Genomic DNA, 25,257 nt, shown 5'->3' with positions numbered 1-25,257 from the left:
GGTTGCGCGTGCTGCTCAGAGAGCGGTCACGCCCGTGGCCTGGGGGCCCTTTGCGCCCTGGCCGATTTCGAACTCGACCCGCTGGTTCTCCTCGAGCGTGCGGAAGCCGCTCGACTTGATCTCCGAGTAGTGGACGAACACGTCCGATTCGGCGTCATCCGGGGTGATGAAGCCGAAGCCCTTCTCGGCGTTGAACCACTTGACGGTTCCCTGTGCCATTCCTGCGTTCTCCTGTGGATCTGCAACGAGACGCCGCCACTTGTGTGCCGGCCGGGTTACTCCGCGGGAGGACCCGGAGGGCCGGGAACTCCACGCTCGCAACGGTCTTGCGAGCATGCATTGCATGAAAAACACTGCTACCTACATCAAGACTGCTCCTAGCCAACCACGCCGCCGATGCACGGTCAACGGCACCCGCCCATTTCGGGATCAACAGTCTGGATAAATGATGGAAAACGTCGTGCTAACGCGAGTAGTCGGCTGCAGGGGCGGGCAGGAGTTCCCCGCCGCGCACCACCGAGACGAGATTGAGCGCACCGTCCGTCGCCACGAAATCGGCCCTGAGCCCGCGGCGCAGGCTGCCGAATTCATCCGCACGGCCGAGCACCGCGGCGGGGACCGCCGTCGCGGAGAGGACTGCCTCCTCGAGGGGCACTCCGGCCGAGGCGGCCCGGCAGACCACCTCGAGGAGCGTCGCGGTCCCGCCGGCGATCGCGCCCGAGGAGTCGAGGGTGGCGATGGCGCCCGCGACCGTCACCGGTGAGGTCCCCAGCGTATAGTGGCCGTCCGTCAGCCCGGCCGCGGCCATCGAGTCCGTCACGAGCGCGATGTTGGCAGCCCCGACGAGTGCGTACACGGTCCGTACCATCGCCGGGTCGAGGTGGACGGCGTCCCCCACCAGCTCGACGACGGCACCGCCCGCCGCCGCGGCCCTCAGGGATGCCGCGACAGGCCCGGGCGAGCGATGATGCAGCGGCGGCATGGCGTTGAAGAGGTGGGTGACCGTCGGAACGCCCTCCGCGCCGTCGTACCCGGCCGCACTCAGCCCGTCCCGGGCCTGCTCGAGCGAGGCGTCCGCCGTGGCGTCGTCGCAGTCGGTGTGCCCCAGGGAGGGAGTCACCCCGTGTGTCGTGAGGAGGTCCACGAGGTCGGCGGCCCCGGGCAGCTCGGGCGCGTAGGTCATCGTCGCGAGCGCGCCCGAGGCCGCCTCGATGAGCTCCATCGCGAGATCGGTGTCCGGGTCGAGGAGGTGGGCCGGATCCTGCGCGCCGCACTGCGCGGGGGAGAGGAAGGGGCCCTCGAGGTGGATCCCGGCCACGAGGTCCTCCGCGTCGAGCTGTGCGAACACGTCGATCCCCCGCAGCAGGTCGTCGCGCGGGGCAGCGACGAGGCTGGCGAGCGGCATCGTCGTGCCGCTGCGGTGGAGGTATCCGACGCCGCGGCGCGCAGACTCCTCGTCGGCGCTGGGGAAGTCGACTCCTGCCGCGCCATGGCAGTGGAGGTCGACAAGGCCCGGCAGGAGGACGGCGTCGGGCGGAAGCTCCAGGACGGTGCCGCCGAAGGCCACCGCGTCGAAGTCCGCGGCAGGCCCGGCGTACTCGATCCGGTCGTCCTCGACGGCGACCACGGCGTCGTCGATCGAGGATCCGTCGCTTACGATCCGGCCATGGGCGATGAGCCGCGACGTGCCGGGTTCGCCAGGGCCTGGGATATCGGTGGGGCTCATGCCATGCATCTTAGGCGAGCCCGGCAGCCTTGGGCCCGCCTCCGGCGCCCTGCGGGGTCAGAAGAGGCGTGACTCCACGTCGTCGACCCCGCGCATCGCGTCGTAGTCCAGGGTCACGCAGTCGATCCCCCGGTCCTGCGCGAGCGTTCGGGCCTGGGGCTTGATCTGCTGGGCCGCGAAGATGCCCCGCACCGGGGCGAGGAGCGGGTCGCGGTTGAGGAGCTCCAGGTAGCGCGTGAGCTGCTCGACGCCGTCGATGTCGCCGCGGCGCTTGAGCTCGACGGCGACCGTGGCGCCGGAGGCGTCGCGGGCGAGGATGTCCACGGGGCCGATCGCGGTGAAGTACTCCCGGCGGATCAGGGTGAAGCCTTCCCCGAGCGTCTCGATCTGCTCCGCGAGCAGGCGCTGGAGGTCGGACTCGACGCCGTCCTTGATGAGGCCGGGGTCCAGCCCGAGCTCGTGGCTCGAGTCATGCACGACCTCGTGGATGTTGACGATGAGGCGGTCGTCGGTCTTCGCCGACTGGACCGTCCACTGCTCGAGCACCCCCTCCTCGAGCTCGGCCTCGGCCGGGGAGGCCACCCGGAGCGTGGCCGGAGGGCTCATCCAGTTGAGGGGCTTGTACGACCCGCCGTCGGAGTGCACGAGCACCGAGCCGTCGGCCTTGACCACGAGGAGACGGGTCGCCAGCGGAAGGTGGGCCTTGAGGCGGCCCACATAGTCGACGGAGCACTGGGCAATGACGAGACGCACCCGAGAACTCTACCGTGGCGAGGTCTGGGGCGGACGGCGACCCCGCGGGGGCACGGCAGAATGGAGCCATGCCGCGCTCCAACCGACCCCGTCGCCGTCCCGCTGTCCCACGGAGCGCCAAGGCTGCCGAGGAATCCCGTGAGGACCGCGACGACTTCGACCCCGAGCGCGTGCTGGCCGGATTCGCCCGCCTCGAGTCGGCGCCCGACGGCGACTGGCGCGTCAGGCAGGTGACCACGCGCAACGCCGCCAAGGAGTACACGTGCCCTGGCTGCTCCCGCACCATCCCGCCCGGGGTGGCGCACCTTGTCGTGTGGGCCGACGACCACCTCTTCGGAGAGGCGGCAGGGATCGCGGAGCGGCGCCACTGGCACACCCACTGCTGGCGCACCAGGACGTTCAGGTACCGCTGACGCCAGCGATACGCTTAGGCCCCATGAGCTTCGACCCTTCCTCGTACGCGTTCACCAGCACCGCAGGCCCCGAGCCGATCCGCGCGAACACGGTCCTGCCCGCGCGGCGGGAGAACATCGAGCTGCGGACCGACGATGGGCTGACGCTCGTGGGGGAGCTCGCCCTGCCCGCCGACCGGGACCCGCTCGCCACGCTCGTCACGCTCCACCCGCTTCCGACCCACGGCGGGTTCATGGACTCCCACGTCTACCGCAAGGCGTCCTTCCGCCTGCCCGCGCTCGCGGGCATCGCCGTCCTCCGCTTCAACACCCGCGGGACGTCGAGCCCCCGGGGGACCAGCGGGGGCCAGTTCGACGAGGGTGTCGGCGAGCGCGCCGACGTCGAGGCAGCGGTGCGGTTCGCCGTCGAGCGCGGGCTGCCGCGCCGGTGGCTCGTGGGGTGGTCGTTCGGCACCGAGCTCGCGCTCAAGTACGGCGCCGTGCCGCCGGTCGTGGACGAGATCGACGGCGCCGTCCTCCTCTCGCCGCCGCTGCACCGGGCGGGCGAGAAGGACCTGGACGCGTGGGCCGCCTCGGGCAAGCCGCTGACGGTCCTCGTCCCCGAGTTCGACGACTACCTCCGGCCCGCCGAGGCCGCCGAGCGCTTCGCACGCGTGCCGCAGGCCCGGCTCGTCGGCGTCGACGGCGGCAAGCACCTCTGGGTAGGGGAGAAGTACGTCCACCGGGTGCTCAGCGAGATCGTCGCGGACGTGCTGGGCGCGGCCGCGCCCTCGGGCCCGGCCGGGCTGCCGGGGGAGTGGGACGGGGAGCTCGCCGCGGCCCCCTAGTGCTGGTCCTGCCGCTTGATGAAGACTTCCCGGATGAGCAGCATCACGGCCGCTGCTGTCGGGATCGCGATGAGCGCACCCAGCACGCCCAAAAGGCTGCCGCCGGCGATGACGGAGATGACCGCCACGGGCCCGGGAACCGCGACGGCCTTCTGCATGATGCGCGGGGAGATGAAGTAGGCCTCGAACTGCAGGTAGGCGAAGTAGGCAATCGCGAGGATGACGGCCGTCTGCCACCCGGACGTGAGGGCCACGACCGAGATGAGGACGCCGGCCACGACCCCTCCCACGAGCGGGATGAACGCGAGGAAGCCCACGACGAAGGCGAGGAGGGCGGCGAACGGGACCCGGAGGATGGTCATGACCACGAAGGCGTAGGTCGCGTTCAGGCCGGCCACGCACACCTGGCCGATCACGTAGTTGCCCACTGAGCGTGTGATCTCCTCGCTCAGCGCCTCGACCCGCGTCCGGCGGGAGCGCGGCGCGAGCCGGTACCCCCACGTCTTCATCGCGGGCAGCGCCGAGAGGAAGTACAGGCTGAGAACCACCACGACGAGCACCCCGAAGAGCGAGTTCGCCACGGTGGTGCCGAAGCCGAGCACGCCGCCGAAGACGTTCGTGATCGCCTCCGAGTTCTGGCCGAGCTTCGTCAGCTCCTCGGTGACGCGGTTCTTGATGCCGAACTGCTCGTCGATGCTCTTGTAGAAGTCTGAGGCCAGGAAGTCCGCGATCCAGCCCGGCACGTTGTTCACGAGCTGGGTGATCTGGTCCACCATGGTCGGGATGAGCGTCCCCACGAACGCGCCGAGGACCGCGAAGAGAGCCAGGATCGTGCCTGCGATGCCGACCGCGCGGGGGACCCGCCGGGCCTCGAGCCAACGGACCACCGGGTCGAGGCCGAGCGCGATGAAGAGCGCGGCGAGGATCCACAGCAGCAGCTGCGTGGTGTGCTGCGCGATGTAGTAGATGGCCAGCGCCGCGCCGACGCCCACTGTGCCCATGAACCCCATGTACAGCGGGTGGCGCGAGGACATGCGGGGACCCGGGTGGCCGAACGGGGTCTCGTCGTCCTCGGCCGCGGGGGGCTCGGCCTCCTGCAGCGGGGGCATCTCGAAGCGCACGCGCGGCTGCGCTCCCGGAATGGGGGTCTTGAGACGGTCGGCCACTCCGTGGACGAAGGCGCCGAGACGGTGGTGGGACCGGCCGGCCGCCTCACCGAGAACTGGCGTCGCGAGCGGGGGGTTCTCGCCCGTGGACTCCGGTTCGATGGGCTGGGCCCCGCGGTTCTCTGGCACTCGACTCGCCTTCTGCTCTTCTCTCGCCGTCTGGTCGCGGGACAGCAGTGCCGGCCCCGGTCCAGTCCACCCCGACGATGCCCCTGCCCCGGCACCCTGCGCCCCGCGCAAACCCTACCAGCAGGGCCGATCTGACTGGATTGTCACGATTTGGTTACCATTGAGAGGTCTAATTCCCCGACGTGAGGTGTTTTCCGTGCGACTTAAGACCGCAGCTGCACTCCTGCTGCTCGGCCTTGTAGCCCTCGTGGCTGGCATCGGCCAGCTATCGTGGTGGGCTCCCAATGACCGTGTGACGGCAACGATTCCCGCCGACACCCAGGATGCCCCCCTCACGGTGATCGACAACCGGCTGGGCGACCTCCGCGGGGGAGAGGCAACCTTGACGATCCGCTCCGAGGGCAGCTTCGTCCTCGCAACGGGCCGTCCCGACGACGTTGCCGGCTGGGTGGGCCCGGCTGCCCACAACACGATCGCGGGCGCCTCCGATGACGGGAAGGTCCTCACGGTCCAGCACGCCGACGGCGAGGCCTCGTCGCCGAACCCGGCCGGTGCCGACGTCTTCGCCTCGACGCAGAACGCCAGCGGCGAGTACGAGTACCACTGGGACGTCCCGGACAACGGCGAGTGGCAGCTCATGCTCGCCACCGACGGCAGCGCTCCCGCGCCCCGCGACATCTCCATCACGTGGCCGAGCCACGCGACCACCCCGTGGGCCGTCCCGCTCATCGTGATCGGCGCCCTGCTGGTCGTCGCGGCCGGCGTCCTCGCCTTCCTGCATACCCGTCAGGCGGGATCGCACGGCGGCCCGGCTGGCTCGGCGACCGGGCCCTGGCCACGACGCCGCACGACGGGGTCCACCGCCACGGCAGCCATCCCGCGCACGCCGGGGAAGGCTAAGCGGATGGCCGACGGCGCCACGCGCCGCCCGGGGGCCGTCCGGCTGGGAGCCGGGCTCGCCGTGGTCGTCCTCGGGCTCAGCGCCGCCCCCGCCGCCCAGGCGACCACCGCGCCCTCGCCGAGCACCGCGCAGGCGCCCTCGGCAGGCCGCGTGCTCCTCGACGACCAGCTCACCCGCATCCTCGAGCAGACCGCCAACGCGGTCCAGGCCGGGGACGACGCGAAGGACGCCGGCAAGCTCAGCCTGCGCGTGGGCGGCAGCGCTCTGCTGGCCCGCACCCAGAACTACAAGGTGAGGGCCGCCGTCGCGAGCGCGCCCGCCCTCTCGCCGGTCCGCGCGGCCGACCTGCGCACGAGCGTCATCACCACCCAGCGCGAGTGGCCGCGCACCGTCATGGCGGTCACGCAGGGCGAGGGGAACACCACGCCCCAGCTGCTCACCCTGCGCCAGGAGTCTGCCCGGAGCAACTACAAGCTCATCGAGGCCGCGCCGCTCCTGCCCGGTGCCACCTTCCCCGCCACGCCGCGTTCCGGTGCCGAGCAGGTGCCGCTGGACAGCAAGGCCGGGCTCGCCTACACCCCGGCCGAGGCCATCGCGGGCGTCGCGGACCGCCTCACCTACCCGGACAGCGTCTGGGCGGACCGCGTGCCCGAGAACGCCTACATCAAGGACACGATCGGCTACCAGGGCGACATCGTGAAGAACGGCCCGAACGGAAACTTCACCGCCAAGCACACCCTCGTGGGCAACGAGGCCGCGGCCTTCCGCACGGCCGACGGCGGCGCCGTCATCCTCGCGCCCCTGGACTTCGTGTTCGAGGGCACCCCGAAGGCGGCGGGGGACAAGCTCACCCTCGCCGACGACGCCGCCGCGCTCGCCGGGGGCAAGGAGACCACCGCCGGGATATCGCTGACGTTCCGGGAGTCCCTCGTGATCGTCGTGCCCGCCGACGGCGGGGCCAAGGAGGTCACGCTCATCGGGGCGACCCGCAACCTGACGGGTGCCGTGCTGAAGTAGGCGAGCACGCCATTGTGGGGGGCGGGACCGCTGTGTGCGGGCCCGCCCCTCACACTATGGTGGAGCCATGAGTGTTCCCGGTTCCCGCCCTCCCCAGCCGCAGCTGAACCTCCGCGGCGCCGTCGACCTCTCGGCCCTCAAGGCACGCGCGACGGCGACCCCTCCCGCCTCCTCGTCGCACCCCGCCGCCGCGGCGGGGGCGGACGCGGGAGCGCCGGGGCCGTCCGGCGCGATCGAGGTCGACGAGCGCACCTTCGGAGACCTCGTCCAGCGCTCCGCGACCGTGCCCGTCGTCGTGCTCCTCTGGGCGTCGTACTCGCCCGAGTCGCTCACGGCGCGTGACGACCTGGCTGCGATCGTGGACAGCTACGGCGGCCGCCTGGTCTACGCGACGGCGGACGTCGAGGCGTTCCCCCAGCTCGCCCAGGCCTTCCAGGCCCAGGCGGTGCCGACCGCCGTCGCGATCCTCAAGGGCCAGCCGATCCCCCTCTTCCAGGGCGCCGCCGCGGAACCCCAGGCGCGTGCGCTCTTCGACGAGCTGCTGCGCGTCGCCGAGGCGAACGGCGTGACCGGCACGGCCGACGGCGTCCCCGCCGAGGCGTCCCCCGAGCCGCAGCTCCCGCCGCTGCACCAGGAGGCGTTCGACGCGATCGACCGCGGCGACTTCGCCGCCGCCGAGGCCGCCTACCGCAAGGCCCTCGCCGAGCAGCCCGCCGACCGCGAGGCCAAGGCCGGCCTCGCCCAGGTCCAGCTCATGGCGCGCGTCGCCGAGGTCGACCAGCCTGCCGCGGAGCGTGCGCGTGCCGCTGCCGCCGAGTCGCCCGACGACCTCCAGGCGCAGCTGGCCGTCGCCGACCTCGACCTCACGGGAGGCCACGTCGAGGACGCCTTCTCCCGGCTCGTGGGCTTCATCGCCCGCAGCGCGGGCGAAGACAGGGAAGCCGCCCGCGTCCGGCTTCTCGAGCTCTTCGAGGTCGTCGGCACCGGGGACCCGCGGGTCGGTGCTGCGCGCCAGCAGCTCGCCCGCGCCCTGTTCTGACCGCCGTGCCCCACTCAGAGGCGGAGGGAGTACCCGTGGCCGGGGGCCCTCCCTCGGCGGCGCCCGCGCCCCCTGCCGGGGCCCCTCCTGCGCTGGCACTGCGCGGCCTCGTCAAGGCGTTCGACGGGAAGCTGGCCGTGGACGGGGTGAGCCTCGACGTCCCGGTCGGCTCGTTCTACGGGCTGGTGGGCCCCAATGGCGCGGGCAAGACCACCACGCTCTCGATGGCCACCGGGCTCCTGCGGCCCGACGCCGGGACGGCGTACGTGCTGGGCACCGACGTCTGGAAGGAGCCGATCACCGCGAAGCGCCTCATGGGCGTCCTCCCGGACGGGGTGCGCCTCTTCGACAGGCTCTCCGGCGAGCAGCTCATCCTCTACTCGGGGCTCCTCCACGGACTCGACCGCCCGACCGCCTCCGCGCGGGCCCGCGACCTGCTCGCCGCGTTCGGGCTCGCCGACGCCGCATCCACCCTCGTCGTGGACTACTCGGCCGGCATGACGAAGAAGGTGGCCCTCGCCGCGGCCCTCGTGCATGCCCCGCGGCTGCTGGTCCTGGATGAGCCGTTCGAGTCCGTGGACCCGATCTCGGCCGCGAACATCCGCTCGATCCTCACCGACTTCACGGCGGGCGGGGGGACCGTCATCGTCTCGAGCCACGTCATGGACCTCGTCCAGCGCATGTGCGACCACGTCGCCGTCGTCGCCGCCGGCCGGATCCTGGCCGCGGGGACCGTCGACGAGGTCCGCGCGGGGGAATCTCTCGAGGAGCGCTTCGTCCAGCTCGTCGGCGGCCCGGGGAAGTCAGAGGGCCTGACGTGGTTGCACACCTGATCAGGCTCAAGCTCGCGCTCCTGCGCAACGGACTCCGCCGCAGTCCCCTGCAGCTCATCGGCCTCATCCTGGGCGCCCTCTACGGACTCGGCGCCGTCGCCCTCGGGATCGCAGGGCTGGGCGTCCTAAGGCTTGCCGAGGTTCCCGTGGCCGAGACCCTCGTAGTCCTCGGAGGGTCGGTGCTCGTGCTCGGCTGGGCCCTCGCGCCCATCCTCGTCGCGGGCGTGGACCTCACGCTCGATCCGGCGCGCTTCGCGCTGTTCCCGATTCCACGGCGCCAGCTCCTCCTCGGGCAGGGCCTGGCCGGGCTGATTGGCGTGCCCGGGCTGTGCACGGTGCTGCTGCTCTCGGCGACGGCGCTGACCTGGGCCCGCGGGTGGGCGCCGCTCGTGACTGCGCTGGTCTGCGCCGTCCTGGCGCTCGGCCTGTGCGTCGCCGTGAGCCGGCTCGCCGCGGCGCTCGCCTCCGAGCTCGCGGCCTCGCGGCGGTTCCGCGACGTGAGCAGTGTGCTCCTGCTCATCCCGCTCGTCCTCCTCGGCCCGATCATCGCGCTCGCCGCGCAGTCCCTCGACGCCGTCGGCGCGTCCGGTCTCGTCGCCGCCGGCGAGGTGCTGGGCTGGACGCCGCTCGGCGCGGCGTTCTCGGCACCGGCCGCCGCGGCCCAGGGCAACGGCCTCGAGGCCCTCGCCAAGATCGGCGTCGCCGCGGCGGCGCTCGCACTCGCTGCGTGGGGCTGGTCGGCGGCGCTGGCCCGTGCCCTCCTCCACCCCACCGGTGCAAGCCGCCGGCGTGCGGGGAACCGCCACCGGGGCGCAGGGCTCTTCGGCCTCCTGCCCGCCACACCGGCCGGGGCAGTGGCCGCCCGGTGCCTTGTCTACTGGCTGCGGGACCCGCGCTACGGCTCGGGCCTCGTGGTGGTGCCGCTGCTGCCGGTGGTGCTCTACATGGCCTCCGCGGGCGGCGGGGGCGATCCATTGGCCGGCCCCTTCGCGGTGAGCGGGCCGATCGTCGGCTTCGTGCTCGCGTGGAGCATCAGCGCGGACGTCTCCTATGACTCGACCGCGTTCGCGCTGCATCTCGCCGCGGGGGTCCGGGGCCGCGACGACCGCCTCGGCCGGGCGCTCGCGCTCCTGGCCTTCGGGCTGCCCGTGACCCTCGTGGCCACCGCCGTGCCGTGCGTGGTGGCGGGCCAGTGGGCGGCGTTCCCCGCCCTTCTGGGGCTCGCGCTCGGGTCCCTCCTGAGCGGCGTCGGGCTCTCCTCGGTGGTGTCGGCGAGGTACACGGTGGCGGTCCCCCTCCCGGGCGAGAGCCCCTTCAAGAAGCCCTCGGGGAACGTGGCCCAGACGATGCTGGTCCAGACGGGCGGGCTCCTGGTGCTCGGTGCCCTGATCTCACCCGAGATCGCCCTCGCGCTCCTGTGGGCCGGGACGGGGCAGGCCCACTGGGGATGGCTCGGGCTCGCTGCCGGCGCAGTCCTCGGCCCGGCCCTGGCCGCCGGCGGGGTCGTGCTCGGCGGCCGCTGGCTGGATGCGCGCGGCCCCGAGACGTACGCCTCCCTCACGCGCGCCCGCTGACGGCCCGGCCGGCGCCCTAGCGGGTCACGGCCCTAGCGGGTCGCGCCCGGGCTGGATATCCTCGGCGGGGGCGCGCGACCCGCGCCGAGAGGCCCCCGAGGGAGCGCCCGCATGGAAGTGGTCATCGTCAAGGACGCCCGCGAGGCGGGGCGGCTCGCCGCCTCGGCAGTCACGTCGCTGCTCGCCCGCACGCCGGACGCGGTCCTCGGTCTCGCGACCGGGTCCTCGCCGCTCCCGCTGTACGACGAGCTGGCCCGCGAGAGCACCGAGGAGGGACTCGACCTCTCGCGGGCCACCGCATTCGCCCTCGACGAGTACGTGGGCCTTCCGCGCGGCCATCCCGCGTCCTACGAGAGCGTGATCCGGCGCGAGTTCTCCGAGCGCGTCACGATCGACCCGGCCCGCGTCCACAGCCCCGACGGCCTGGCGGGCGACCTCGTGGCCTCGTGCGCCGCGTACGAGGACGCGATCCGCGACGCGGGCGGGATCGACCTGCAGATCCTCGGGCTCGGCGCCGACGGCCACATCGGCTTCAACGAGCCCGGCTCCTCGCTGGCCTCGCGCACCCGCATCAAGACCCTCACGGAGCAGACCCGGCGCGACAACGCACGCTTCTTCTCCTCGCTGTCCGAGGTGCCCCACCACGTCGTGACCCAGGGCGTGGGGACCATCATGGATGCCCGGCACGTGGTCCTCCTCGCCGCGGGAGCCGCGAAGGCACAGGCCGTCCACGGCCTCGTGGAAGGGCCGGTCACGGCGATGTGCGTCGGCTCCGTGCTCCAGTTCCACCCGCACACCACCGTGATCGTCGACGAGGCTGCCGCGTCGGCGCTGCTGCTCGCCGACTACTACCGTCAGGCCTACGACGGCAAGCCGGACTGGCAGGGCCTCTGACCGGCCGCCCCACCCCGGGCGCGACTACCATGAATCCATGACCACGATGCCTCCGGACCCCTTCACCTCACAGCCCGGCGACCCGTACGGCGCCGACCCGCGTGACCCCGCCCGCGGCGGATCCACCGCCACGATCGAGCGGGAGGAAGTGCGCGAGGAGCTCGAGCCGGGCGACCGCGAACGCTTCTCGCACTACGTGCGCAAGGAGAAGATCATGGAGTCCGCGCTCACCGGCGAACCCGTGATCGCACTGTGCGGCAAGGTGTGGACCCCCGGACGCGACCCCAAGAAGTTCCCCGTGTGCCCAACCTGCAAGGAGATCTACGAGGGCCTGCGTTCCGGCGGAGACGACGACAAGGCGTGACCCGGGGACGGGGATCCCCGGCGGGTGACGACGCCGACGACGGTGCCGGCGGACTCCTTTCCCCGCCGTACCGTGCGCTCGTCGTCGGGCTCCTCGCGATCGTCACGTGCGGTGCGTTCGAGGCGATGGCCGTCACCACTGCGATGCCGGTCGTGGCGGCCGAGCTCGGCGGGCAGGGCTCCTACGGCCTCGCCTTCTCGCTCTTCCTCACCGCCTCGATGGCCGCGACCGCCGCAGCGGGACCATGGTGCGACGCCAGAGGCGCGCGGCCGGCGCTCCTGACCGGCCTCGCGCTCATGTTCTCGGGCCTCGTGCTCGGCGGCGCCGCGACCGACTTCGGCCTCTTCACGCTCGGCCGGATGGTCTCCGGGCTCGGCGCCGGGTCGATGATCGTCGCCGTCTACGTCGTCATCGGGCAGGCGCTCCCGCCCGCCCTCCAGCCGGTGATGTTCGGGTGGTTCTCGGCGGCGTGGGTTGTGCCGTCGCTCGTCGGGCCGTACGTGTCGGGGCTCCTCGCGCAGCACGTCAGCTGGCGCTGGCCCTTCCTCGGCGTCGCCCCGATCGTCCTTGTCGCAGTGGCCCTCGTGTGGCCGCGCGTGCGCTCCCTCGGGCCGCCGGCCGCCCCCGAGAAAGGCGGCCATGACGGGCGACGGCGCGCCCTCCGGGGCGCGGCGCTCGCCTGCGGCGTCGGCGCGGCGCAGTGGGCACTCGTGTCCGCAGCCGACCCCGGATCGAACCTGAGGTCCGACGCGCCGGCCCTCCTCGCCGCCGTCGGTGTCGCCGGGGCCGCGCTCGCCGTGCTGTCCGTTCCCCGCCTCATCCTCGCCGGCACGTGGGTCGCCCGCAGGGGCCTGCCGGCCGTCATGGCCGTGCGCGGCCTCATCACGTTCGCCTTCTTCGGCTCGGAGGCGTTCATCCCGCTGATCCTCGTGAACCGGTACGGCCTCGAACCCTCGATCGCCGGCCTCGCGCTCACGGGCGGCGCCCTGGGCTGGACCGCGGGATCCTTCGCGCAGGCCCGCTCCTGGCTGCCGCGGCGCCTCTACCTGGTCCTCGGGCCGGCGGCCGTTGCCGCGTGCCTGGCGGCCGTCGCGCTGTCCGTCGGCACCCAGACGACCCCCTGGGCGATCGCCCTGTCCTGGTTCGTCGCCGGGGCGGGGATGGGCCTGTCGATGTCGACGACCTCCGTCCTGACCCTCGAGCTCAGCGACGCGGCCGAACGCGGCCGGAATTCGGCCAGCCTCCAGTTGGCCGATATGCTCGGTGGAGTGATTGGAACCGCCGGAGCCGGAACGCTGTACGCCCACATGCTCGATTCGGGCAGCGCCCCGGGGGCGGCGGGCTTCGCCCTCATCGCCGCGGTCCTCTCGGTTCCCGCTCTGTTCGGCGCGCTCGCAGGCCTGCGCGCCCACGCGCCGTCGTCCGCCGACCGGGGGGCGCGCCGCGCATGACGGACACCCTCTTCGGCGGCGACCCGTCGTCGCACTCCGGCGCGTCGCCCACGGCCCTGCCCCCCGCCTATCCGGAGCGGGCCGCGTGGGGCACCGCTCCCAAGCTCCGTGCCTGGCAGCAGGAGGCGCTAGACAAGTACCTCGCCCTCGCGCCGCGGGACTACCTCGCCGTCGCGACTCCCGGCGCGGGCAAGACCACGTTCGCGCTGCGGGTCGCCTCGACGCTCATCGAGCAGGGCGCCGTCAACCGCGTCACGATCGTCGCGCCGACGGACCACCTCAAGCGCCAGTGGGCCGACGCCGCCGCGCGGGTGGGCATCGCGATCGACCCCAACTTCAAGAACGCCGACGGCGCGCACGGCCGCGGCTTCATGGGCGTCGCCGTGACGTACGCCCAGGTCGCGAGCAAGCCCCTGCTGCACCGGGCGAAGACCGAGGCCGCGCGCACGCTCGTGATCCTCGACGAGATCCACCACGGCGGCGAGTCGCTCTCGTGGGGCGACGGCCTGCGCGAGGCGTTCGACCCGGCGGTCCGGCGCCTGGCCCTCACCGGCACCCCGTTCCGCTCGGACACGTCTCCCATCCCGTTCGTCGAGTACGCCGAGGACGCGGACGGCATCCGCCGCTCCAAGGCGGACTACACCTACGGCTACGGGCAGGCCCTGCGCGACCACGTGGTCCGGCCCGTGATCTTCATGGCCTACTCGGGCCAGATGCGCTGGCGCACGGGCGCCGGGGAGGAGATGGCCGCCTCGCTCGGCGAGGCTGCCGTGACGAAAGACGTCACCGCCCAGGCATGGCGTACCGCCCTCAACCCGCAGGGGGAGTGGATCCCCGCCGTCCTCGCCGGCGCCGACCGCCGCCTGACCGAGGTGCGCCGCTCCGTCCCGGACGCCGGCGGCCTCGTCATCGCCACCGACCACGACGACGCGCGCGCCTACGCCGGCCTGCTCAAGAAGGTCTCGGGGGAGTCGCCCACCGTGATCCTCTCGGACGACGCGAAGGCCTCGAACAAGATCGAGGAGTTCTCCGCCGGGGACAAGCGGTGGATGGTCGCCGTCCGCATGGTGTCCGAGGGCGTCGACGTGCCGCGCCTCGCCGTCGGCGTCTACGCGACCTCCACCTCGACCCCGCTGTTCTTCGCCCAGGCTGTGGGGCGCTTCGTGCGCGCACGACGGCGCGGGGAGACGGCTTCGGTCTTCCTGCCCTCGGTGCCGCAGCTGACCGCACTCGCGAACTCGATGGAGGCGGAGCGCGACCACGCGCTCGACCGCCCCTCGAAGGACGAGGACGGGCTCATGGACCTCGAGGAATCCCTCATGGACGAGGCCAACCGCGAGGAGAAGGCCTCCGACACGCTCGTCAAGGGCAAGTACGAGGCCCTCGAGTCGCAGGCGGCGTTCGACCGCGTCCTGTTCGACGGCGGCGAGTTCGGCATGGGCGGCGACGTCGGCTCCGACGAGGAGCTCGACTTCCTCGGCATCCCCGGCCTGCTCGACGCCGACCAGGTGGCGACCCTGCTGCGGCAGCGGCAGCAGGACCAGGTCTCGCGCCGGAGGGGACGGCCGACGCCCGCGACGTCGTCCCCCGCGGGCGTCCCGGACCACCGGCGGCTCATGGACCTGCGCAACGAGCTCGCGAAGAACGTCTCCGCGTGGAGCGCGCGCACAGGGACCCCGCACGGGGTCGTGCACAACAAGCTGCGCGAGCTGTGCGGCGGCCCAGCCGTTGCGCAGGCGAGCGAGGACCAGCTCCACGCGCGGCTGGCGAAGCTGCGGGACTGGTTCGTCGGCCGCACCTGACCCCCGCCTCCCGTCTGGGGGTCACCTCCTGAAGGTCACCTCCTGAAGGTCAGGTGCTGAAGGTCAGGTCCCGGACGGTGGGCCACAATGGAGTCATGGCCCCAGCGCGCGCACTCGTGATCGTCGACGTCCAGAACGACTTCTGTGAGGGAGGTTCCCTCGCGGTCGACGGCGGAGCCGCCGCCGCGTCGCGGATCAGCTCATTCCTCACGGACCACGCGGACGACTACGACGCCGTCGTCACCACCCAGGACTGGCACGTCGACCCTGGGAGGCACTTCTCCGACCAGCCAGACTTCGTCGATTCGTGGCCGCCGCACTGCGTCGCCGGGACGGACGGCGCAGCCTTCCACCCTGGCCTCGAGCTCGCGGGAGTAGACGCGATGTTCCGCAAGGGCCAGTATGCGGCCGCCTACTCGGGGTTCGAAGGCCATCTTGCGCAGTTCGGGGACGCCCAAGGCGACTCGGACGACTCGCCCACCCTCGACGAATGGCTTCGGGAACACGGGATCGGCGCCGTCGACGTGGTGGGCATCGCGACCGATTACTGCGTCAAGGCAACGGCGCTCGACGCCGCGGCGGCCGGCTATGAGACCCGAGTCCTCCGCGAGCTGTGCGCGGGGATCGCCGACGACCTCGGCCCGACATACCAGGACCTCCAAGCGGGGCACGTCACGCTCGCCTGAGGGACTCTGAGGGTCACCTTCTGGGGGTCACCAGGTGCGAGTTCCTGTGGACAAGCGCGGCGAGCCCGACGCGGCGTCGAACATTATGGGTCCATGACTGCACGAGCTGACCTTCCGGCGGACCTCCGCGATCGCGCCTTCACCTTCGTTGCCGCCAGACAGGCGGGGGTTTCCGTGAGCAGGCTGCGAGCACACGACCTCGAACGCTGGAGCAGGGGCATCTACGGCCCAGCTGGGCGGGACGTCACCCTCCGGGAGCGCGCCGAAGTGCATCTGGCTGCGACCGCGGACGCCTGGGTCTCGCACCGGACAGCGGCCGCTCTCCAGGGCATGTTCCTCCCGCCCTGGGTGGACGACCATGCGCAGATCCACTTGAGCAAGCCCACTCATCTCCCGCGCGCTCGCAGGAAGGGGGTTGCGGGCCACGGCTGCGGATCCGGCCCGGCGAGCTCCATCACGCCGACGGGCTGCTCATGACAACCCCCGCACGCACCTGGCTGGACCTCGCCGTGGAGCTCGGAGAAGAGTTCCGGATCGCCCTTGGCGACCAGCTCATCAGGCGTCCGAGGCCTGGACTGGAGAAAGGCCGTGAGAAGCCACTGGCCACCACCTCCGAATTGAGGGAGCTCCTGGACGCCCACGTGTGGATGAAAGGCGTCGGATTGGCGAGAGCCGCGCTCGAGCACATGCGCGTCGGAGCCGATTCGGTACCCGAGTCGCTCCTCCGCCAGGCGATTGCCGCGGCCGGTCTGCCCGAGCCAGAGCTCCAGATCTCACTGGTCCCGCTGGACCCGTACTCGCCGTCCGGTGACATGGGGTACCCCCGCATCAAGCTGGTGATCCAGTACGAGGGCGCGCACCATGACGACGAAGCCCAGAGGCTCCAGGATGCTCGACGGGACCGGGCATTCCGCGATGCAGGCCCAGACCCCGCCGCCTAACCCCCGCTCGGTCCTCACCGCCCGTGCCCCACCCGGGCTCAGTGCTCTTCGTAGACCGTCGGGATCGCCGGCTCACCGCGGTGCATCCGGTGAACCGAGGACGGCAGCTCGGCGAGCGAGGCCGCGTGCCGCTCCCGCGCCTTCGTGACCCCCTCCGCCCCGATCCAGCCGGGCTTGAGCTCGCCGTCGACGATGAAGTGCTGCAGGAGCGAGCGGTCGTTGCCGTCGTCGACCGGACGCCGCCCGATCCCGACGACCTCGTGCGACGCGACGCCGCGCTCGTCGAGCCTGCGCAGCGCGTACTTCCGCCCGCCCACGCTCGCCTTGTTCTTGGCGGCCTTCGCGACCGAGACGAACTCGCCCGAGTCGTCCGTGTGGGCCACGAGCTTGTAGACCATGGACGCTGTCGGCGCCCCGGAGCCGGTCACGAGCGCGGTCCCGACGCCGTAGGCGTCGACCGGCGCCGACTGGAGCGCGGCGATGGCGTACTCGTCGAGGTCCGAGGTGACCATGATGCGCGTGTTCTCGTTGCCGAGTTCGTCCAGGAGCTGCCGCACCCAGTGGGCCTGGTCGATGAGGTCCCCGGAGTCGAGCCGCACGGCGCCGAGCCTGTCGCCCGCGATCTCCACAGCGGTGCGCACGGCCCGCTCGACGTCGTACGTGTCCACGAGCAGCGAGGTTCCCGGCCCCATGGAGGCGACCTGCGCCTCGAATGCCTCGCGCTCCGTGTCGTGCAGGAGGGTGAAGGAGTGCGCCGCGGTGCCGACCGTGGGGATGCCGTAGCGGAGGCCCGCCGCGAGGTTGGACGTGCTGGAGAAGCCCGCGATGACGGCGGCGCGCGCCGCAGCGACCGCCGACTCGTCGTGCGTGCGCCGCGAGCCCATCTCGATGCAGGGCCGGCCGTTCGCCGCGGTCGTCATGCGCGAGGCGGCGGAGGCGATCGCGGAGTCGTGGTTGAGGACGGACAGGATGTACGTCTCGAGGATGCACGCCTCGGCGAAGGTGGACTCGACGATGAGGATGGGGGAGTTGGGGAAGTACGCCTCGCCCTCGGCGTAGCCGAACACGTTGCCGGAGAACCGGTATCCGGCGAGGAAGTCGAGCGTCTCGGCGTTGACCACGTGGGTGCGCTCGAGGAAGGACAGCTCCTCGTCCGTGAAGCGGAACTTCGTGATGCCCTCGAGGAGCCTCCCGGTGCCCCCGACCACGCCGTAGCGGCGTCCGTCGGGAAGCCTGCGGGAGAAGGCCTCGAACACGCACTGCCGGTGTGCGGCCCCGGAATGGAGCGAGGCCTGGAGCATGGTGAGCTCGTAGTGGTCCGTGAACAGCGAGGTGCGGGGCTGGTCCCAAGGGCTCGTTTCGGTCACGGAGCCACTCTATCGGGCCTGCCTAGAATGGAGCCCATGAGCATCAGCGTGGCCACCGAGCCCTCCCAGGAGGTCGCCGGGCAGACCCAGGAGAGGGAGGACGCCTCCCGGCTGACGCCGTGGAACCTCGTCGTGTGGAATGACCCGGTCAACCTCATGAGCTATGTCAGCTACGTCTTCCAGACCTACTTCGGGTTCTCGGAGTCCAAGGCGGAGGCCCTCATGATGCAGGTGCACACCGAGGGCCGCTCGATCGTGGCGCAGGGCTCGAAGGAGTCGGTCGAGCAGCACGCCGTGGCGATGCACACCTTCGGCCTGTGGGCCACCGTCGAGAGGTCCGGGCAGGATGGCTGAACCGTTCACCTACGGGCGCCGCGGGATCGCTGCCCGGTTCGAGGACGCGGAGCGCGAGCTCCTGCGGGGCCTGTTCAACGACGTCATCGGCATGCTCGAGGTCGGCCCGGCGGACGCCGATCCGCTCGAGGCCCTCGTGGGACTGACCCCCAACGCCGCCGAGCCGGAGGATCCGGCGCTTCTGCGCCTCCTCCCGAACGCGGTCAAGGACGATGCCGAGTCCTCCCTCGAGTTCCGCCGCCTCACCGAACGCTCGCTGAGGGAGAGCAAGGTGGGAGCGCTGCGGGCGGCGGCCATGGGCCTCGAGTCGGGGCACGTGCTGCTCGACGACGCCGCGTCACGGCACTGGTCCACGGCGCTCAACGATGTCCGCCTCGTCCTGGCCGAGCGGCTCGGGATCCGCAGCGAGGAGGATGCCGAGCGGATCCATGGGATCACGGACTGGGCGGAGGCGGACGACGTCGAGAAGTACCTCGCGCTCGTCTACAACTTCATCACGTGGCTGCAGACCACGCTCGTGGAGGCCATGCTCGATGCGCACCGGGTGCGCCTGAACGGGGGCGCGGATGGCTGAGCTGGCACCCTCCGAGCGGCCCATCGGCATCTTCGACTCGGGGGTCGGCGGCCTCACGGTGGCCCGCGCGGTGATCGACCAGCTGCCGAACGAGTCGGTCGTGTACGTCGGCGACACCGCCCACGGCCCCTACGGCCCGCTCCCCATCGCGGAGGTCCGCGCGTTCGCGCTCGGGGTCATGGACGAGCTCGTCGACTCCGGGGTCAAGGCCCTCACCATCGCCTGCAACTCTGCGTCCGCAGCCGTCCTGCGGGATGCCCGCGAGCGGTACACGGCCCGCTACGGCATCCCCGTGATCGAGGTCATCCAGCCCGCCGTGCGCAGGGCTGTCGTCGCGACCCGGAACGGACGGGTCGGCGTCATCGGCACGAGCGCGACCGTGGGCTCGCGGGCCTACGAGGACACCTTCGCGGCCGCGCCGGAGCTGCGGATCACCTCGGCGGCCTGCCCTGAGTTCGTCCCGTTCGTCGAGGCCGGTGTCACCACGGGCCCGGAGCTCCTGGCCGTGGCGGAGGAGTACCTCGCCCCGCTCAAGGCTGCCGAGGTGGACACGCTCGTGCTCGGGTGCACGCACTACCCGCTCCTGACGGGCGTGATCTCGTATGTGATGGGGGACGGGGTGACCCTCGTCTCGAGCGCGGAGGAGACCGCGAAGGACGTCTACCGCGCGCTCGTGACCCACGGGCTCGAGCGGACGGTGTCCACGCCTCCCGTGCACCGCTTCGTCGCGACGGGCGACCCGGCGCAGTTCGAGGTCCTGGCGCGGCGCTTCCTGGGCCCCGAGGTGCAGGGGGTGCAGCACGCGGACCACGTCTCGGCGAGGTACCCTACGGCGAGCCTGGCGCAGATCACCCCGGAGATGCTCGCAGAGGCCCGGTCCCGCGGCGGGTCGGCCCGGATCTCCCACTTCGCGGCCATCGATGAGGGCAGGATGGCACCGTGAAGCTCACCATCGTCGGCTGCTCGGGCTCCTTCCCGGGTCCGAGTTCCCCGGCATCCTGCTACCTGCTGACCGCCAACGACGGTGAGCGGGACTGGCGCATCCTCCTCGATCTCGGCTCGGGGGCGCTCGGCGTGCTTCAGCGCTACATCCACCTCTCCGACATCGACGGCGTGCTCCTGAGCCATCTCCACCCGGACCACTGCATGGACCTCACGGGCCTGCACGTGGCCGTGCACTGGGATCCGAACGGCTGGACGGCCGGCCGCGTGCGCGTGTGGGGCCCGGCGGAGACGCCCAAGCGCATCGTCACGGCGCTCGACATGGAGCCGCCGGCGGATCTCGACGAGGACTTCGAGTTCCACCGCTGGAGCGCGGGCGAGAAGATCGAGCTCGGGCCGTTCACCTTCGAGGCCTTCCCCGTGCGGCACCCGATCGCCGAGCCGTACGCGATCCGCGTCGAGGCCTCAGAGCCTAGCGCGGACGGGACCGTCCGACGCAGCATCCTGGCCTACTCGGGGGACACGGACTCGTGCCCGGAGCTCGTGGAGGCGGCGCAGGGCGCCGACCTCTTCCTGTGCGAGGCCGCGTACCACGAGGGCCGCGACGACGCGATCGACGGCGTGCACCTCACCGGGCTGCGTGCCGGCCAGGCGGCGCACGACGCGGGCGCGAAGCGCCTGCTCCTGACCCACCTTCCGGTGTGGAACGACGCGAACCGGTCAGTCGCCGAGGCGCAGGAGGCCTACGACGGGCCGATCGCGGTCGCCGTCGCGGGCGTGCACTACATCGTCTGAGCCCACCGGCCAGTGATCGCCCACCGCGCAGTCATCGGGCGCCGCGGAGCCTGTTCATCTCCCGCGCAACCTGCGCCTCAGTCGGCGTCCGCGTCCAGTAGACGTCCCACGCATGGGCGATGAGGCCGATGGCCCAGCCGCCCATCGGGAAGGCCGGCCAGAAGAACGAGGCTCCCGTCATGGCCCAGATGAGGACGAGCAGTCCGTTGACGAGCACGTACATCAGCAGGTGCGTGCGGAAGTCTGCCTTCTTCTTGAGCGATTCGAGGGCGCGCATCCGCAGCGCCGCGTCCCCTCCCGGGTGCATGCCGTCGCCGGGGCCCGCGCCCTTGCTGAGATCGACGTCCATCGCAGCCCCTCCAGAGCTCGAGCGCCTCTGACGGGTGTGCCCCGTCGAAGCCCACGATAGGGCCGCGGCCATCGCGGCCGACAGGGCCCTAGGTCACCGGTGCCCGCAGCCTAGAGCACCTCGAGCGGAACGGGGTGGAGGGGTGCCGGGAAGGCGGCGTCGAGCGCTGCGAGCTCGTCGGGATCCAGCGTCAGATCGAGGGCGGCGCGGTTGGCCAGGACGTGCTCCGCCTTCGACGCCTTGGGGATCGCGATGACGCCGGGAAGGCGGAGGACCCATGCGAGGGCGACAGCCGCCTCACCCACACCCCGCCGCCTGGCGATCGCGGCGAGGGCCGCGTGCCCGAGGAGCCGCGACTGCTCGATCGGGGAGTAGGCCATGGCCGGGATGCCCGAGCTCTGGAGCCGGGGGAGGAGATCCGCCTCGATCCCGCGGCGAGTGAGGTTGTACAGGATCTGGTCGGTCTGCAGGCCGGAGGTGCCGGCCGCCTCAGGGAGCGCCTCGAGCTCCGCGAGGTCGTCGGGGCCGAAATTGCTCACGCCCCAGGCCCGGATCTTGCCCTCGGCTTGGAGCGCGGACAGCGCCTCGACCGTCTCCGCGAGGGGCGCGCTTCCGCGCCAGTGGTAGAGGTACAGGTCGAGGTAGTCCGTGCCGAGGCGTGTGAGGCTCGCCTCGAGCGCAGCCGACGTCCCGCGCCGGGTCGCGTTCCACGGCAGGACCTTGCTCACGAGGAAGACCTCGTCGCGCCGGCCCGCGATGGCCTCTCCCACGAGCTCCTCCGCCCGGCCGTCGCCGTACATCTCCGCGGTGTCGATGAGCGTCAGGCCAGCGTCGATGCCCGTGCGGAGCGCCTTGATCTCCTCGTCGCGGCCCGAGACGGAGTCGCCCAGGTACCAGGTCCCCTGTCCGAGTGCCGGCACGGCGGTGCCATTGGGCAGGGTCACGGGGCGTATATCGTCGGCCATGCCGCTGAGTCTATAAGCTGGACGCATGACCCCGAGCACCGCTGATTCCCCTACTGTTGTGCGCGCCGACGGGCGCGCCCCCGACCAGCTGAGGCCCATCTCGATCACGCGCGGATGGTCCAAGCAGGCAGAGGGCTCGGCGCTGATCGAGTTCGGCAACACGCGCGTGCTGTGCACGGCGTCGTTCACCGAGGGCGTTCCGCGGTGGCTCAAGGGCGAGGGCCGCGGGTGGGTCACCGCCGAGTACGCGATGCTCCCGCGCGCCACCAACACCCGCTCCGACCGAGAGTCCGTCAAGGGCAGGATCGGCGGACGCACCCACGAGATCTCGCGCCTCATCGGGCGCTCGCTGCGCTCCATCATCGACACGCAGGCGCTCGGGGAGAACACCATCGTGCTCGACTGCGATGTCCTGCAGGCCGACGGCGGGACCCGCACCGCGGCCATCACCGGCGCCTTCGTGGCGCTCGCCGAGGCGATCCGGTGGGCCAAGGAGAAGGGCCTCGTCGAGCGCGGAGCGGAGCCGCTCGTGGACACCGTCTCGGCAGTGTCGGTCGGCATCATCGACGGTGTGCCGATGCTGGACCTGCCCTACGTCGAGGACGTGCGAGCGGAGACCGACATGAACGTGGTCGTGACCGGATCGGGCAAGTTCGTCGAGGTCCAGGGCACGGCGGAGGGGGCCCCGTTCGACCGTGACGAGCTCGACAGCCTCCTCGACCTCGCCCTCCTGGGCACGGCGCAGCTCGCCGACATCCAGCGGGAGACCCTCGCCGAGGCGCTCCGGTGAGCGAGGCTGGCAGCGGGCCGCGCCTCGTGCTGGCGACGCACAACCAAGGCAAGCTGCGCGAGCTGAGGGAACTGCTGCGCGGCCAGGTGCCGGGGCTCGACGTCGACAGCCAGGTCGTCGATGCGGGAGCCGTGGGCGGCCCGGACGTCGTCGAGGACGGCGTGACATTCGAGGAGAACGCGCTCAAGAAGGCCCGCGCCGTCGCCGAGGCCACCGGCCTGCCGGCGATCGCCGACGACTCCGGCCTCTCCGTGGAGGTCCTCGGGGGTGCCCCCGGCATCTTCTCGGCCCGCTGGGCCGGGCGCCATGGGGACGACCGGGCGAACCTGGAGCTCCTCCTGGCCCAGCTCCAGGACGTGAAGGACGAGCATCGGCAGGCCGCATTCGTCTGCGCCGCCGCGCTCGCCGTGCCGGGACCTGACGGGGCCCGGCACGAGACCGTCCGGCTGGGAGAGATGCCCGGATCGCTCCTGCGCGAGCCCCGCGGCGACGGCGGATTCGGCTACGACCCGATCCTGCAGCCGCAGGGGCTGCGGGTCAGCGTCGCCGAGCTCACGGGCGAGGAGAAGAACGCGATCAGCCATCGCGGCCACGCCTTCCGCGCGCTCCTGCCGGCGATCGTGGAGGCCCTGAGCCGCTGACCCAGGGCCCCTCCGGGCTACTTCCAGTCGGGGTTGGTCTTGCGCTCCTCGACGGGCTCGTGCTCCTCGATGAACTCCTCGACCACGTCGGTGCCGAAGTGCTCGGACTGCTTCTTGGCCGAGAGGCCGCGCACGAACTCGATGACGATCGGCAGGACCGAGACCAGGACGATGGCGATGAAGATCACATCGATGTTCTTCCCGACCCACTCGTACTGGCCCAGCCACGCGCCCAGGAGCGTCACGCCGCCGCCCCAGAGCACCGCGCCGATGACGTTGTAGAGGAAGAACTTGGCCCGGTTCATCCCGGCGACGCCGACGATCACGGGCACGAAGGTGCGGATGATGGGCACGAACCGCGCGAGGACGAGCGCCTTGCCGCCGTGCTTCTCGAAGAACGCATGGGCCTTCTCGACGTTCTCGCGCTTGAACAGCCTCGAGTCGGGGCGGTTGAAGATCGCCGGGCCGGCCTTGGAGCCGATGAGGTACCCGCACTGGTTCCCGATGACGGCCGCGACGACGATGAGGCCCGCCATGGCCCACAGGTTGAACTGGATGGCTCCGGTCGCCACGAGCAGGCCCGCGGTGAAGAGCATGGAGTCGCCCGGCAGGAAGAACCCGACGAGGAGGCCGGTCTCCGCGAAGACGATCCCGCACACGAGCAGCACGACCCACGGGCCGAGGGGGGAGTCCCTGAGGAAGACGTCGGGGTTGAGCCAGTCGGGCAGGAACGAGGCCGTCTTCGGCTGGACGGCCAGGGCCTGCACGGCGAGGCTGTGGAACGCCTCAGGGGCAGCGGCAAGGGAGGTCAGCGCGGAGGGAATCACCCTTCAAGGGTACCGGGCCGGCGCGAAGGGCACGGGCCCCGCGTGGCGGTGGCGGGACGCCCCGCCCGCTGCCGCTAGGCTTCTCGGCGTGGCCCTGGACTTCACCGCGATCGACTTCGAGACGGCCAACGGCTTCCGGGGCTCCCCCTGCTCGGTGGGACTCGTCAAGGTCCGCGGGGGACGCGCCGTCGAACGCGCCCACTGGCTCATGCGGCCGCCCGCCGGGCACGACCGCTTCGACCCGCGCAACGTCGCGATCCACGGGATACGCCCGCAGGACGTGGAGCACGCGCCCCGGTTCGCCGAGCTCTTCCCCGAGGTGGGCGGCTTCATCGGTGACGACGTCCTCGTGGCACACAACGCGGCGTTCGACCTCGGCGTCATCCGCTCGGCCCTCGAGGTCAGTGGCATGGGTGCCCCGGCCTACGACTACGCGTGCACAGTGATCCTCTCCCGCCGCACCTACGACCTCCCCTCCCATTCGCTCCCGTTCGCCGCGCAGGCGGCAGGCGTCCCGCTCGAGCGGCACCACGACGCGAGTGAGGACGCGGCCGCGTGCGCCGGGATCCTGGTCGACATCGCCGCACGGCACGGCGCCACCGACATCGACGGGCTGTACGCCACGCTCGGGCTCGCGCTCCCGCGGCAGCCCGCATTCGTCCCGGGCGTCGACGAGGTCTCAGCCGCGACGGCCCGGGCGCTCGGCGGGGGCAGCGCCCCCGACCGGTCGGGACGGACACGCACGACGGCGAGTGGTCCCCGCGGCGCGGGCCGCGCCTGGGCGCCGTGGCCGCAGGAGGGGGCGAACCCGCCCGCCAACGAGCGTGCCGACCCGAGCCACCCGCTCTACGGCCACCGGATCGTGTTCACGGGCGCCCTCGGGATGACGCGTGCCGAGGCCAAGTCGCGGTCCGCCGAGCTGGGCGCGCAGCCGGCGAGCTCGGTCACGCGGGCCACGACGATCCTCGTGGTGGGCGACGGCTTCGCCGCGACGGATCTGGCGGCCGGGCGCGTGACCACGAAGGCCCGGCGCGCGCTCGAGCTGCGCGCCAGGGGGCAGCGCGTGGAGGTGCTCTCCGAAGGCGAGTTCCTGCAGATGCTCGGGGGCCGCTGGCCGGCCCGGAGCGCCTGAGGCCC

The 25,257-nt window shown here is 72.0% G+C and carries 27 protein-coding genes; 19 read left to right on the top strand and 8 right to left on the bottom strand.

Features of this window, described 5'->3' with window-relative positions:
* Nucleotides 1-15 precede the first annotated feature (15 nt).
* The 3 genes from CGQ25_RS09620 to nucS form a co-directional block, all read right to left on the bottom strand.
* Complete coding sequence (locus CGQ25_RS09620; RefSeq protein WP_208709177.1) at nucleotides 16-219, bottom strand: cold-shock protein; 204 nt, start codon at nucleotides 217-219, stop codon at nucleotides 16-18.
* A gap of 244 nt (nucleotides 220-463) precedes the next feature.
* The gene (locus CGQ25_RS09615) at nucleotides 464-1,726 is read right to left on the bottom strand and encodes an N-acetylglucosamine-6-phosphate deacetylase (RefSeq protein WP_208709175.1); all 1,263 of its coding nucleotides are present in this window, start codon (nucleotides 1,724-1,726) and stop codon (nucleotides 464-466) included.
* Nucleotides 1,727-1,783: 57 nt separating this feature from the next.
* Entirely contained in the window at nucleotides 1,784-2,479 is a 696-nt protein-coding gene (gene nucS / locus CGQ25_RS09610) for an endonuclease NucS (RefSeq protein ID WP_208709173.1), read from the bottom strand.
* 68 nt (nucleotides 2,480-2,547) lie between these two features.
* Here nucS and CGQ25_RS09605 point away from each other — a divergent pair, with 68 nt between their 5' ends.
* On the top strand, nucleotides 2,548-2,892 hold the full coding sequence (locus CGQ25_RS09605; protein ID WP_208709171.1) for an ATP/GTP-binding protein: 345 nt from the start codon (nucleotides 2,548-2,550) through the stop codon (nucleotides 2,890-2,892).
* Nucleotides 2,893-2,915: 23 nt separating this feature from the next.
* Nucleotides 2,916-3,719 carry an alpha/beta hydrolase gene (locus CGQ25_RS09600; RefSeq protein WP_208709169.1) on the top strand — a complete coding sequence of 268 codons (804 nt, stop codon included), beginning with the start codon at nucleotides 2,916-2,918 and terminating at the stop codon, nucleotides 3,717-3,719.
* On the opposite strand, the gene CGQ25_RS09595 is transcribed toward CGQ25_RS09600, so the two are convergent.
* Entirely contained in the window at nucleotides 3,716-5,014 is a 1,299-nt protein-coding gene (locus CGQ25_RS09595; protein WP_369802212.1) for an AI-2E family transporter, read from the bottom strand. The two genes, CGQ25_RS09600 and CGQ25_RS09595, sit on opposite strands and share 4 nt — an antisense overlap.
* Before the next feature lie 196 nt (nucleotides 5,015-5,210).
* Between CGQ25_RS09595 and CGQ25_RS09590 the strand changes: the two genes are divergently transcribed.
* The 10 genes from CGQ25_RS09590 (at nucleotide 5,211) to CGQ25_RS09545 (ending at nucleotide 16,516) form a co-directional block, all read left to right on the top strand.
* Nucleotides 5,211-6,932: a hypothetical protein gene (locus CGQ25_RS09590; RefSeq protein ID WP_255405225.1), complete on the top strand. Its 1,722-nt coding sequence runs from the start codon at nucleotides 5,211-5,213 to the stop codon at nucleotides 6,930-6,932.
* A gap of 67 nt (nucleotides 6,933-6,999) precedes the next feature.
* Nucleotides 7,000-7,971 carry a co-chaperone YbbN gene (locus tag CGQ25_RS09585; RefSeq protein WP_208709167.1) on the top strand — a complete coding sequence of 324 codons (972 nt, stop codon included), beginning with the start codon at nucleotides 7,000-7,002 and terminating at the stop codon, nucleotides 7,969-7,971.
* A 35-nt stretch (nucleotides 7,972-8,006) separates the two neighbouring features.
* Nucleotides 8,007-8,804, top strand: coding sequence for an ABC transporter ATP-binding protein (locus tag CGQ25_RS09580; RefSeq protein WP_255405224.1), 798 nt, complete (start codon nucleotides 8,007-8,009; stop codon nucleotides 8,802-8,804).
* Nucleotides 8,789-10,378 carry a transporter gene (locus CGQ25_RS09575; protein ID WP_208709165.1) on the top strand — a complete coding sequence of 530 codons (1,590 nt, stop codon included), beginning with the start codon at nucleotides 8,789-8,791 and terminating at the stop codon, nucleotides 10,376-10,378. The genes CGQ25_RS09580 and CGQ25_RS09575 overlap by 16 nt, the downstream gene beginning before the upstream one ends.
* Nucleotides 10,379-10,489: 111 nt before the next feature.
* Complete coding sequence (nagB, locus tag CGQ25_RS09570) at nucleotides 10,490-11,272, top strand: glucosamine-6-phosphate deaminase (RefSeq protein ID WP_208709163.1); 783 nt, start codon at nucleotides 10,490-10,492, stop codon at nucleotides 11,270-11,272.
* A gap of 37 nt (nucleotides 11,273-11,309) precedes the next feature.
* Entirely contained in the window at nucleotides 11,310-11,636 is a 327-nt protein-coding gene (locus CGQ25_RS09565; protein WP_208709161.1) for a DUF3039 domain-containing protein, read from the top strand.
* Nucleotides 11,633-13,087 (top strand): MFS transporter, encoded by a 1,455-nt coding sequence (locus CGQ25_RS09560; RefSeq protein ID WP_208709160.1) that lies wholly within the window; start codon nucleotides 11,633-11,635, stop codon nucleotides 13,085-13,087. The genes CGQ25_RS09565 and CGQ25_RS09560 overlap by 4 nt, the downstream gene beginning before the upstream one ends.
* Complete coding sequence (locus CGQ25_RS09555; RefSeq protein WP_208709158.1) at nucleotides 13,084-14,889, top strand: DEAD/DEAH box helicase; 1,806 nt, start codon at nucleotides 13,084-13,086, stop codon at nucleotides 14,887-14,889. The genes CGQ25_RS09560 and CGQ25_RS09555 overlap by 4 nt, the downstream gene beginning before the upstream one ends.
* A gap of 95 nt (nucleotides 14,890-14,984) precedes the next feature.
* Complete coding sequence (locus tag CGQ25_RS09550; RefSeq protein ID WP_208709156.1) at nucleotides 14,985-15,575, top strand: isochorismatase family protein; 591 nt, start codon at nucleotides 14,985-14,987, stop codon at nucleotides 15,573-15,575.
* Nucleotides 15,576-16,048: 473 nt separating this feature from the next.
* On the top strand, nucleotides 16,049-16,516 hold the full coding sequence (locus CGQ25_RS09545) for a hypothetical protein (protein WP_208709154.1): 468 nt from the start codon (nucleotides 16,049-16,051) through the stop codon (nucleotides 16,514-16,516).
* A gap of 38 nt (nucleotides 16,517-16,554) precedes the next feature.
* Here the strand turns inward: CGQ25_RS09545 and CGQ25_RS09540 are convergent, their stop codons facing one another.
* Nucleotides 16,555-17,883 (bottom strand): nicotinate phosphoribosyltransferase, encoded by a 1,329-nt coding sequence (locus CGQ25_RS09540; protein ID WP_208709152.1) that lies wholly within the window; start codon nucleotides 17,881-17,883, stop codon nucleotides 16,555-16,557.
* A 36-nt stretch (nucleotides 17,884-17,919) separates the two neighbouring features.
* Here CGQ25_RS09540 and clpS point away from each other — a divergent pair, with 36 nt between their 5' ends.
* Genes clpS through CGQ25_RS09520 form a run of 4 tightly spaced genes read left to right on the top strand, consistent with a single transcriptional unit; the run spans nucleotide 17,920 to nucleotide 20,548 of the window.
* Entirely contained in the window at nucleotides 17,920-18,237 is a 318-nt protein-coding gene (gene clpS, locus CGQ25_RS09535; protein WP_255405223.1) for an ATP-dependent Clp protease adapter ClpS, read from the top strand.
* Nucleotides 18,230-18,811 (top strand): DUF2017 domain-containing protein, encoded by a 582-nt coding sequence (locus tag CGQ25_RS09530; RefSeq protein ID WP_208709149.1) that lies wholly within the window; start codon nucleotides 18,230-18,232, stop codon nucleotides 18,809-18,811. The genes clpS and CGQ25_RS09530 overlap by 8 nt, the downstream gene beginning before the upstream one ends.
* Nucleotides 18,804-19,754 (top strand): glutamate racemase, encoded by a 951-nt coding sequence (gene murI / locus CGQ25_RS09525; protein ID WP_208709147.1) that lies wholly within the window; start codon nucleotides 18,804-18,806, stop codon nucleotides 19,752-19,754. The genes CGQ25_RS09530 and murI overlap by 8 nt, the downstream gene beginning before the upstream one ends.
* Nucleotides 19,751-20,548 carry an MBL fold metallo-hydrolase gene (locus tag CGQ25_RS09520; RefSeq protein WP_208709145.1) on the top strand — a complete coding sequence of 266 codons (798 nt, stop codon included), beginning with the start codon at nucleotides 19,751-19,753 and terminating at the stop codon, nucleotides 20,546-20,548. Before murI ends, CGQ25_RS09520 begins: the two co-directional genes overlap by 4 nt.
* A gap of 31 nt (nucleotides 20,549-20,579) precedes the next feature.
* Here CGQ25_RS09520 and CGQ25_RS09515 read toward each other — a convergent pair whose 3' ends face one another.
* Both CGQ25_RS09515 and CGQ25_RS09510 read right to left on the bottom strand, forming a co-directional pair.
* The gene (locus tag CGQ25_RS09515) at nucleotides 20,580-20,897 is read right to left on the bottom strand and encodes a 2TM domain-containing protein (protein WP_208709143.1); all 318 of its coding nucleotides are present in this window, start codon (nucleotides 20,895-20,897) and stop codon (nucleotides 20,580-20,582) included.
* 110 nt (nucleotides 20,898-21,007) lie between these two features.
* A complete protein-coding gene (locus tag CGQ25_RS09510; RefSeq protein WP_208709141.1) occupies nucleotides 21,008-21,862 on the bottom strand; it encodes an aldo/keto reductase in 855 nt (284 codons plus the stop codon).
* 25 nt (nucleotides 21,863-21,887) lie between these two features.
* Here CGQ25_RS09510 and rph point away from each other — a divergent pair, with 25 nt between their 5' ends.
* Entirely contained in the window at nucleotides 21,888-22,652 is a 765-nt protein-coding gene (rph, locus tag CGQ25_RS09505; RefSeq protein WP_208709139.1) for a ribonuclease PH, read from the top strand.
* Nucleotides 22,649-23,293, top strand: a complete 645-nt coding sequence (gene rdgB, locus CGQ25_RS09500; RefSeq protein ID WP_208709137.1) for an RdgB/HAM1 family non-canonical purine NTP pyrophosphatase — start codon at nucleotides 22,649-22,651, stop codon at nucleotides 23,291-23,293. The genes rph and rdgB overlap by 4 nt, the downstream gene beginning before the upstream one ends.
* A 17-nt stretch (nucleotides 23,294-23,310) precedes the next feature.
* Here rdgB and CGQ25_RS09495 read toward each other — a convergent pair whose 3' ends face one another.
* Nucleotides 23,311-24,060, bottom strand: a complete 750-nt coding sequence (locus CGQ25_RS09495) for a DedA family protein (RefSeq protein WP_208713013.1) — start codon at nucleotides 24,058-24,060, stop codon at nucleotides 23,311-23,313.
* Between the two features lie 148 nt (nucleotides 24,061-24,208).
* On the opposite strand from CGQ25_RS09495, the gene CGQ25_RS09490 reads away from it, so the two are divergent.
* Complete coding sequence (locus CGQ25_RS09490; RefSeq protein WP_208709135.1) at nucleotides 24,209-25,252, top strand: exonuclease domain-containing protein; 1,044 nt, start codon at nucleotides 24,209-24,211, stop codon at nucleotides 25,250-25,252.
* Nucleotides 25,253-25,257 lie beyond the last annotated feature (5 nt).

Source organism: Sinomonas sp. R1AF57 (assembly GCF_002224485.1).
Taxonomy (GTDB): domain Bacteria; phylum Actinomycetota; class Actinomycetes; order Actinomycetales; family Micrococcaceae; genus Sinomonas; species Sinomonas flava.
This window is presented reverse-complemented; position numbering and strand designations above follow the sequence as displayed.

Bases quoted from the DNA above. Each gene is read 5' to 3' on its own strand.
- nagB (WP_208709163.1), top strand. From the start codon at position 10,490: ATGGAAGTGGTCATCGTCAAGGACGCCCGCGAGGCGGGGCGGCTCGCC.
- CGQ25_RS09530 (WP_208709149.1), top strand. From the start codon at position 18,230: ATGGCTGAACCGTTCACCTACGGGCGCCGCGGGATCGCTGCCCGGTTC.
- CGQ25_RS09585 (WP_208709167.1), top strand. From the start codon at position 7,000: ATGAGTGTTCCCGGTTCCCGCCCTCCCCAGCCGCAGCTGAACCTCCGC.
- CGQ25_RS09605 (WP_208709171.1), top strand. From the start codon at position 2,548: ATGCCGCGCTCCAACCGACCCCGTCGCCGTCCCGCTGTCCCACGGAGC.
- murI (WP_208709147.1), top strand. From the start codon at position 18,804: ATGGCTGAGCTGGCACCCTCCGAGCGGCCCATCGGCATCTTCGACTCG.
- CGQ25_RS09555 (WP_208709158.1), top strand. From the start codon at position 13,084: ATGACGGACACCCTCTTCGGCGGCGACCCGTCGTCGCACTCCGGCGCG.
- CGQ25_RS09545 (WP_208709154.1), top strand. From the start codon at position 16,049: ATGACAACCCCCGCACGCACCTGGCTGGACCTCGCCGTGGAGCTCGGA.
- clpS (WP_255405223.1), top strand. From the start codon at position 17,920: ATGAGCATCAGCGTGGCCACCGAGCCCTCCCAGGAGGTCGCCGGGCAG.
- CGQ25_RS09515 (WP_208709143.1), bottom strand. From the start codon at position 20,897: ATGGACGTCGATCTCAGCAAGGGCGCGGGCCCCGGCGACGGCATGCAC.
- CGQ25_RS09620 (WP_208709177.1), bottom strand. From the start codon at position 219: ATGGCACAGGGAACCGTCAAGTGGTTCAACGCCGAGAAGGGCTTCGGC.
- CGQ25_RS09510 (WP_208709141.1), bottom strand. From the start codon at position 21,862: ATGGCCGACGATATACGCCCCGTGACCCTGCCCAATGGCACCGCCGTG.
- CGQ25_RS09550 (WP_208709156.1), top strand. From the start codon at position 14,985: ATGGCCCCAGCGCGCGCACTCGTGATCGTCGACGTCCAGAACGACTTC.
- CGQ25_RS09565 (WP_208709161.1), top strand. From the start codon at position 11,310: ATGACCACGATGCCTCCGGACCCCTTCACCTCACAGCCCGGCGACCCG.
- CGQ25_RS09600 (WP_208709169.1), top strand. From the start codon at position 2,916: ATGAGCTTCGACCCTTCCTCGTACGCGTTCACCAGCACCGCAGGCCCC.
- rph (WP_208709139.1), top strand. From the start codon at position 21,888: ATGACCCCGAGCACCGCTGATTCCCCTACTGTTGTGCGCGCCGACGGG.
- CGQ25_RS09615 (WP_208709175.1), bottom strand. From the start codon at position 1,726: ATGAGCCCCACCGATATCCCAGGCCCTGGCGAACCCGGCACGTCGCGG.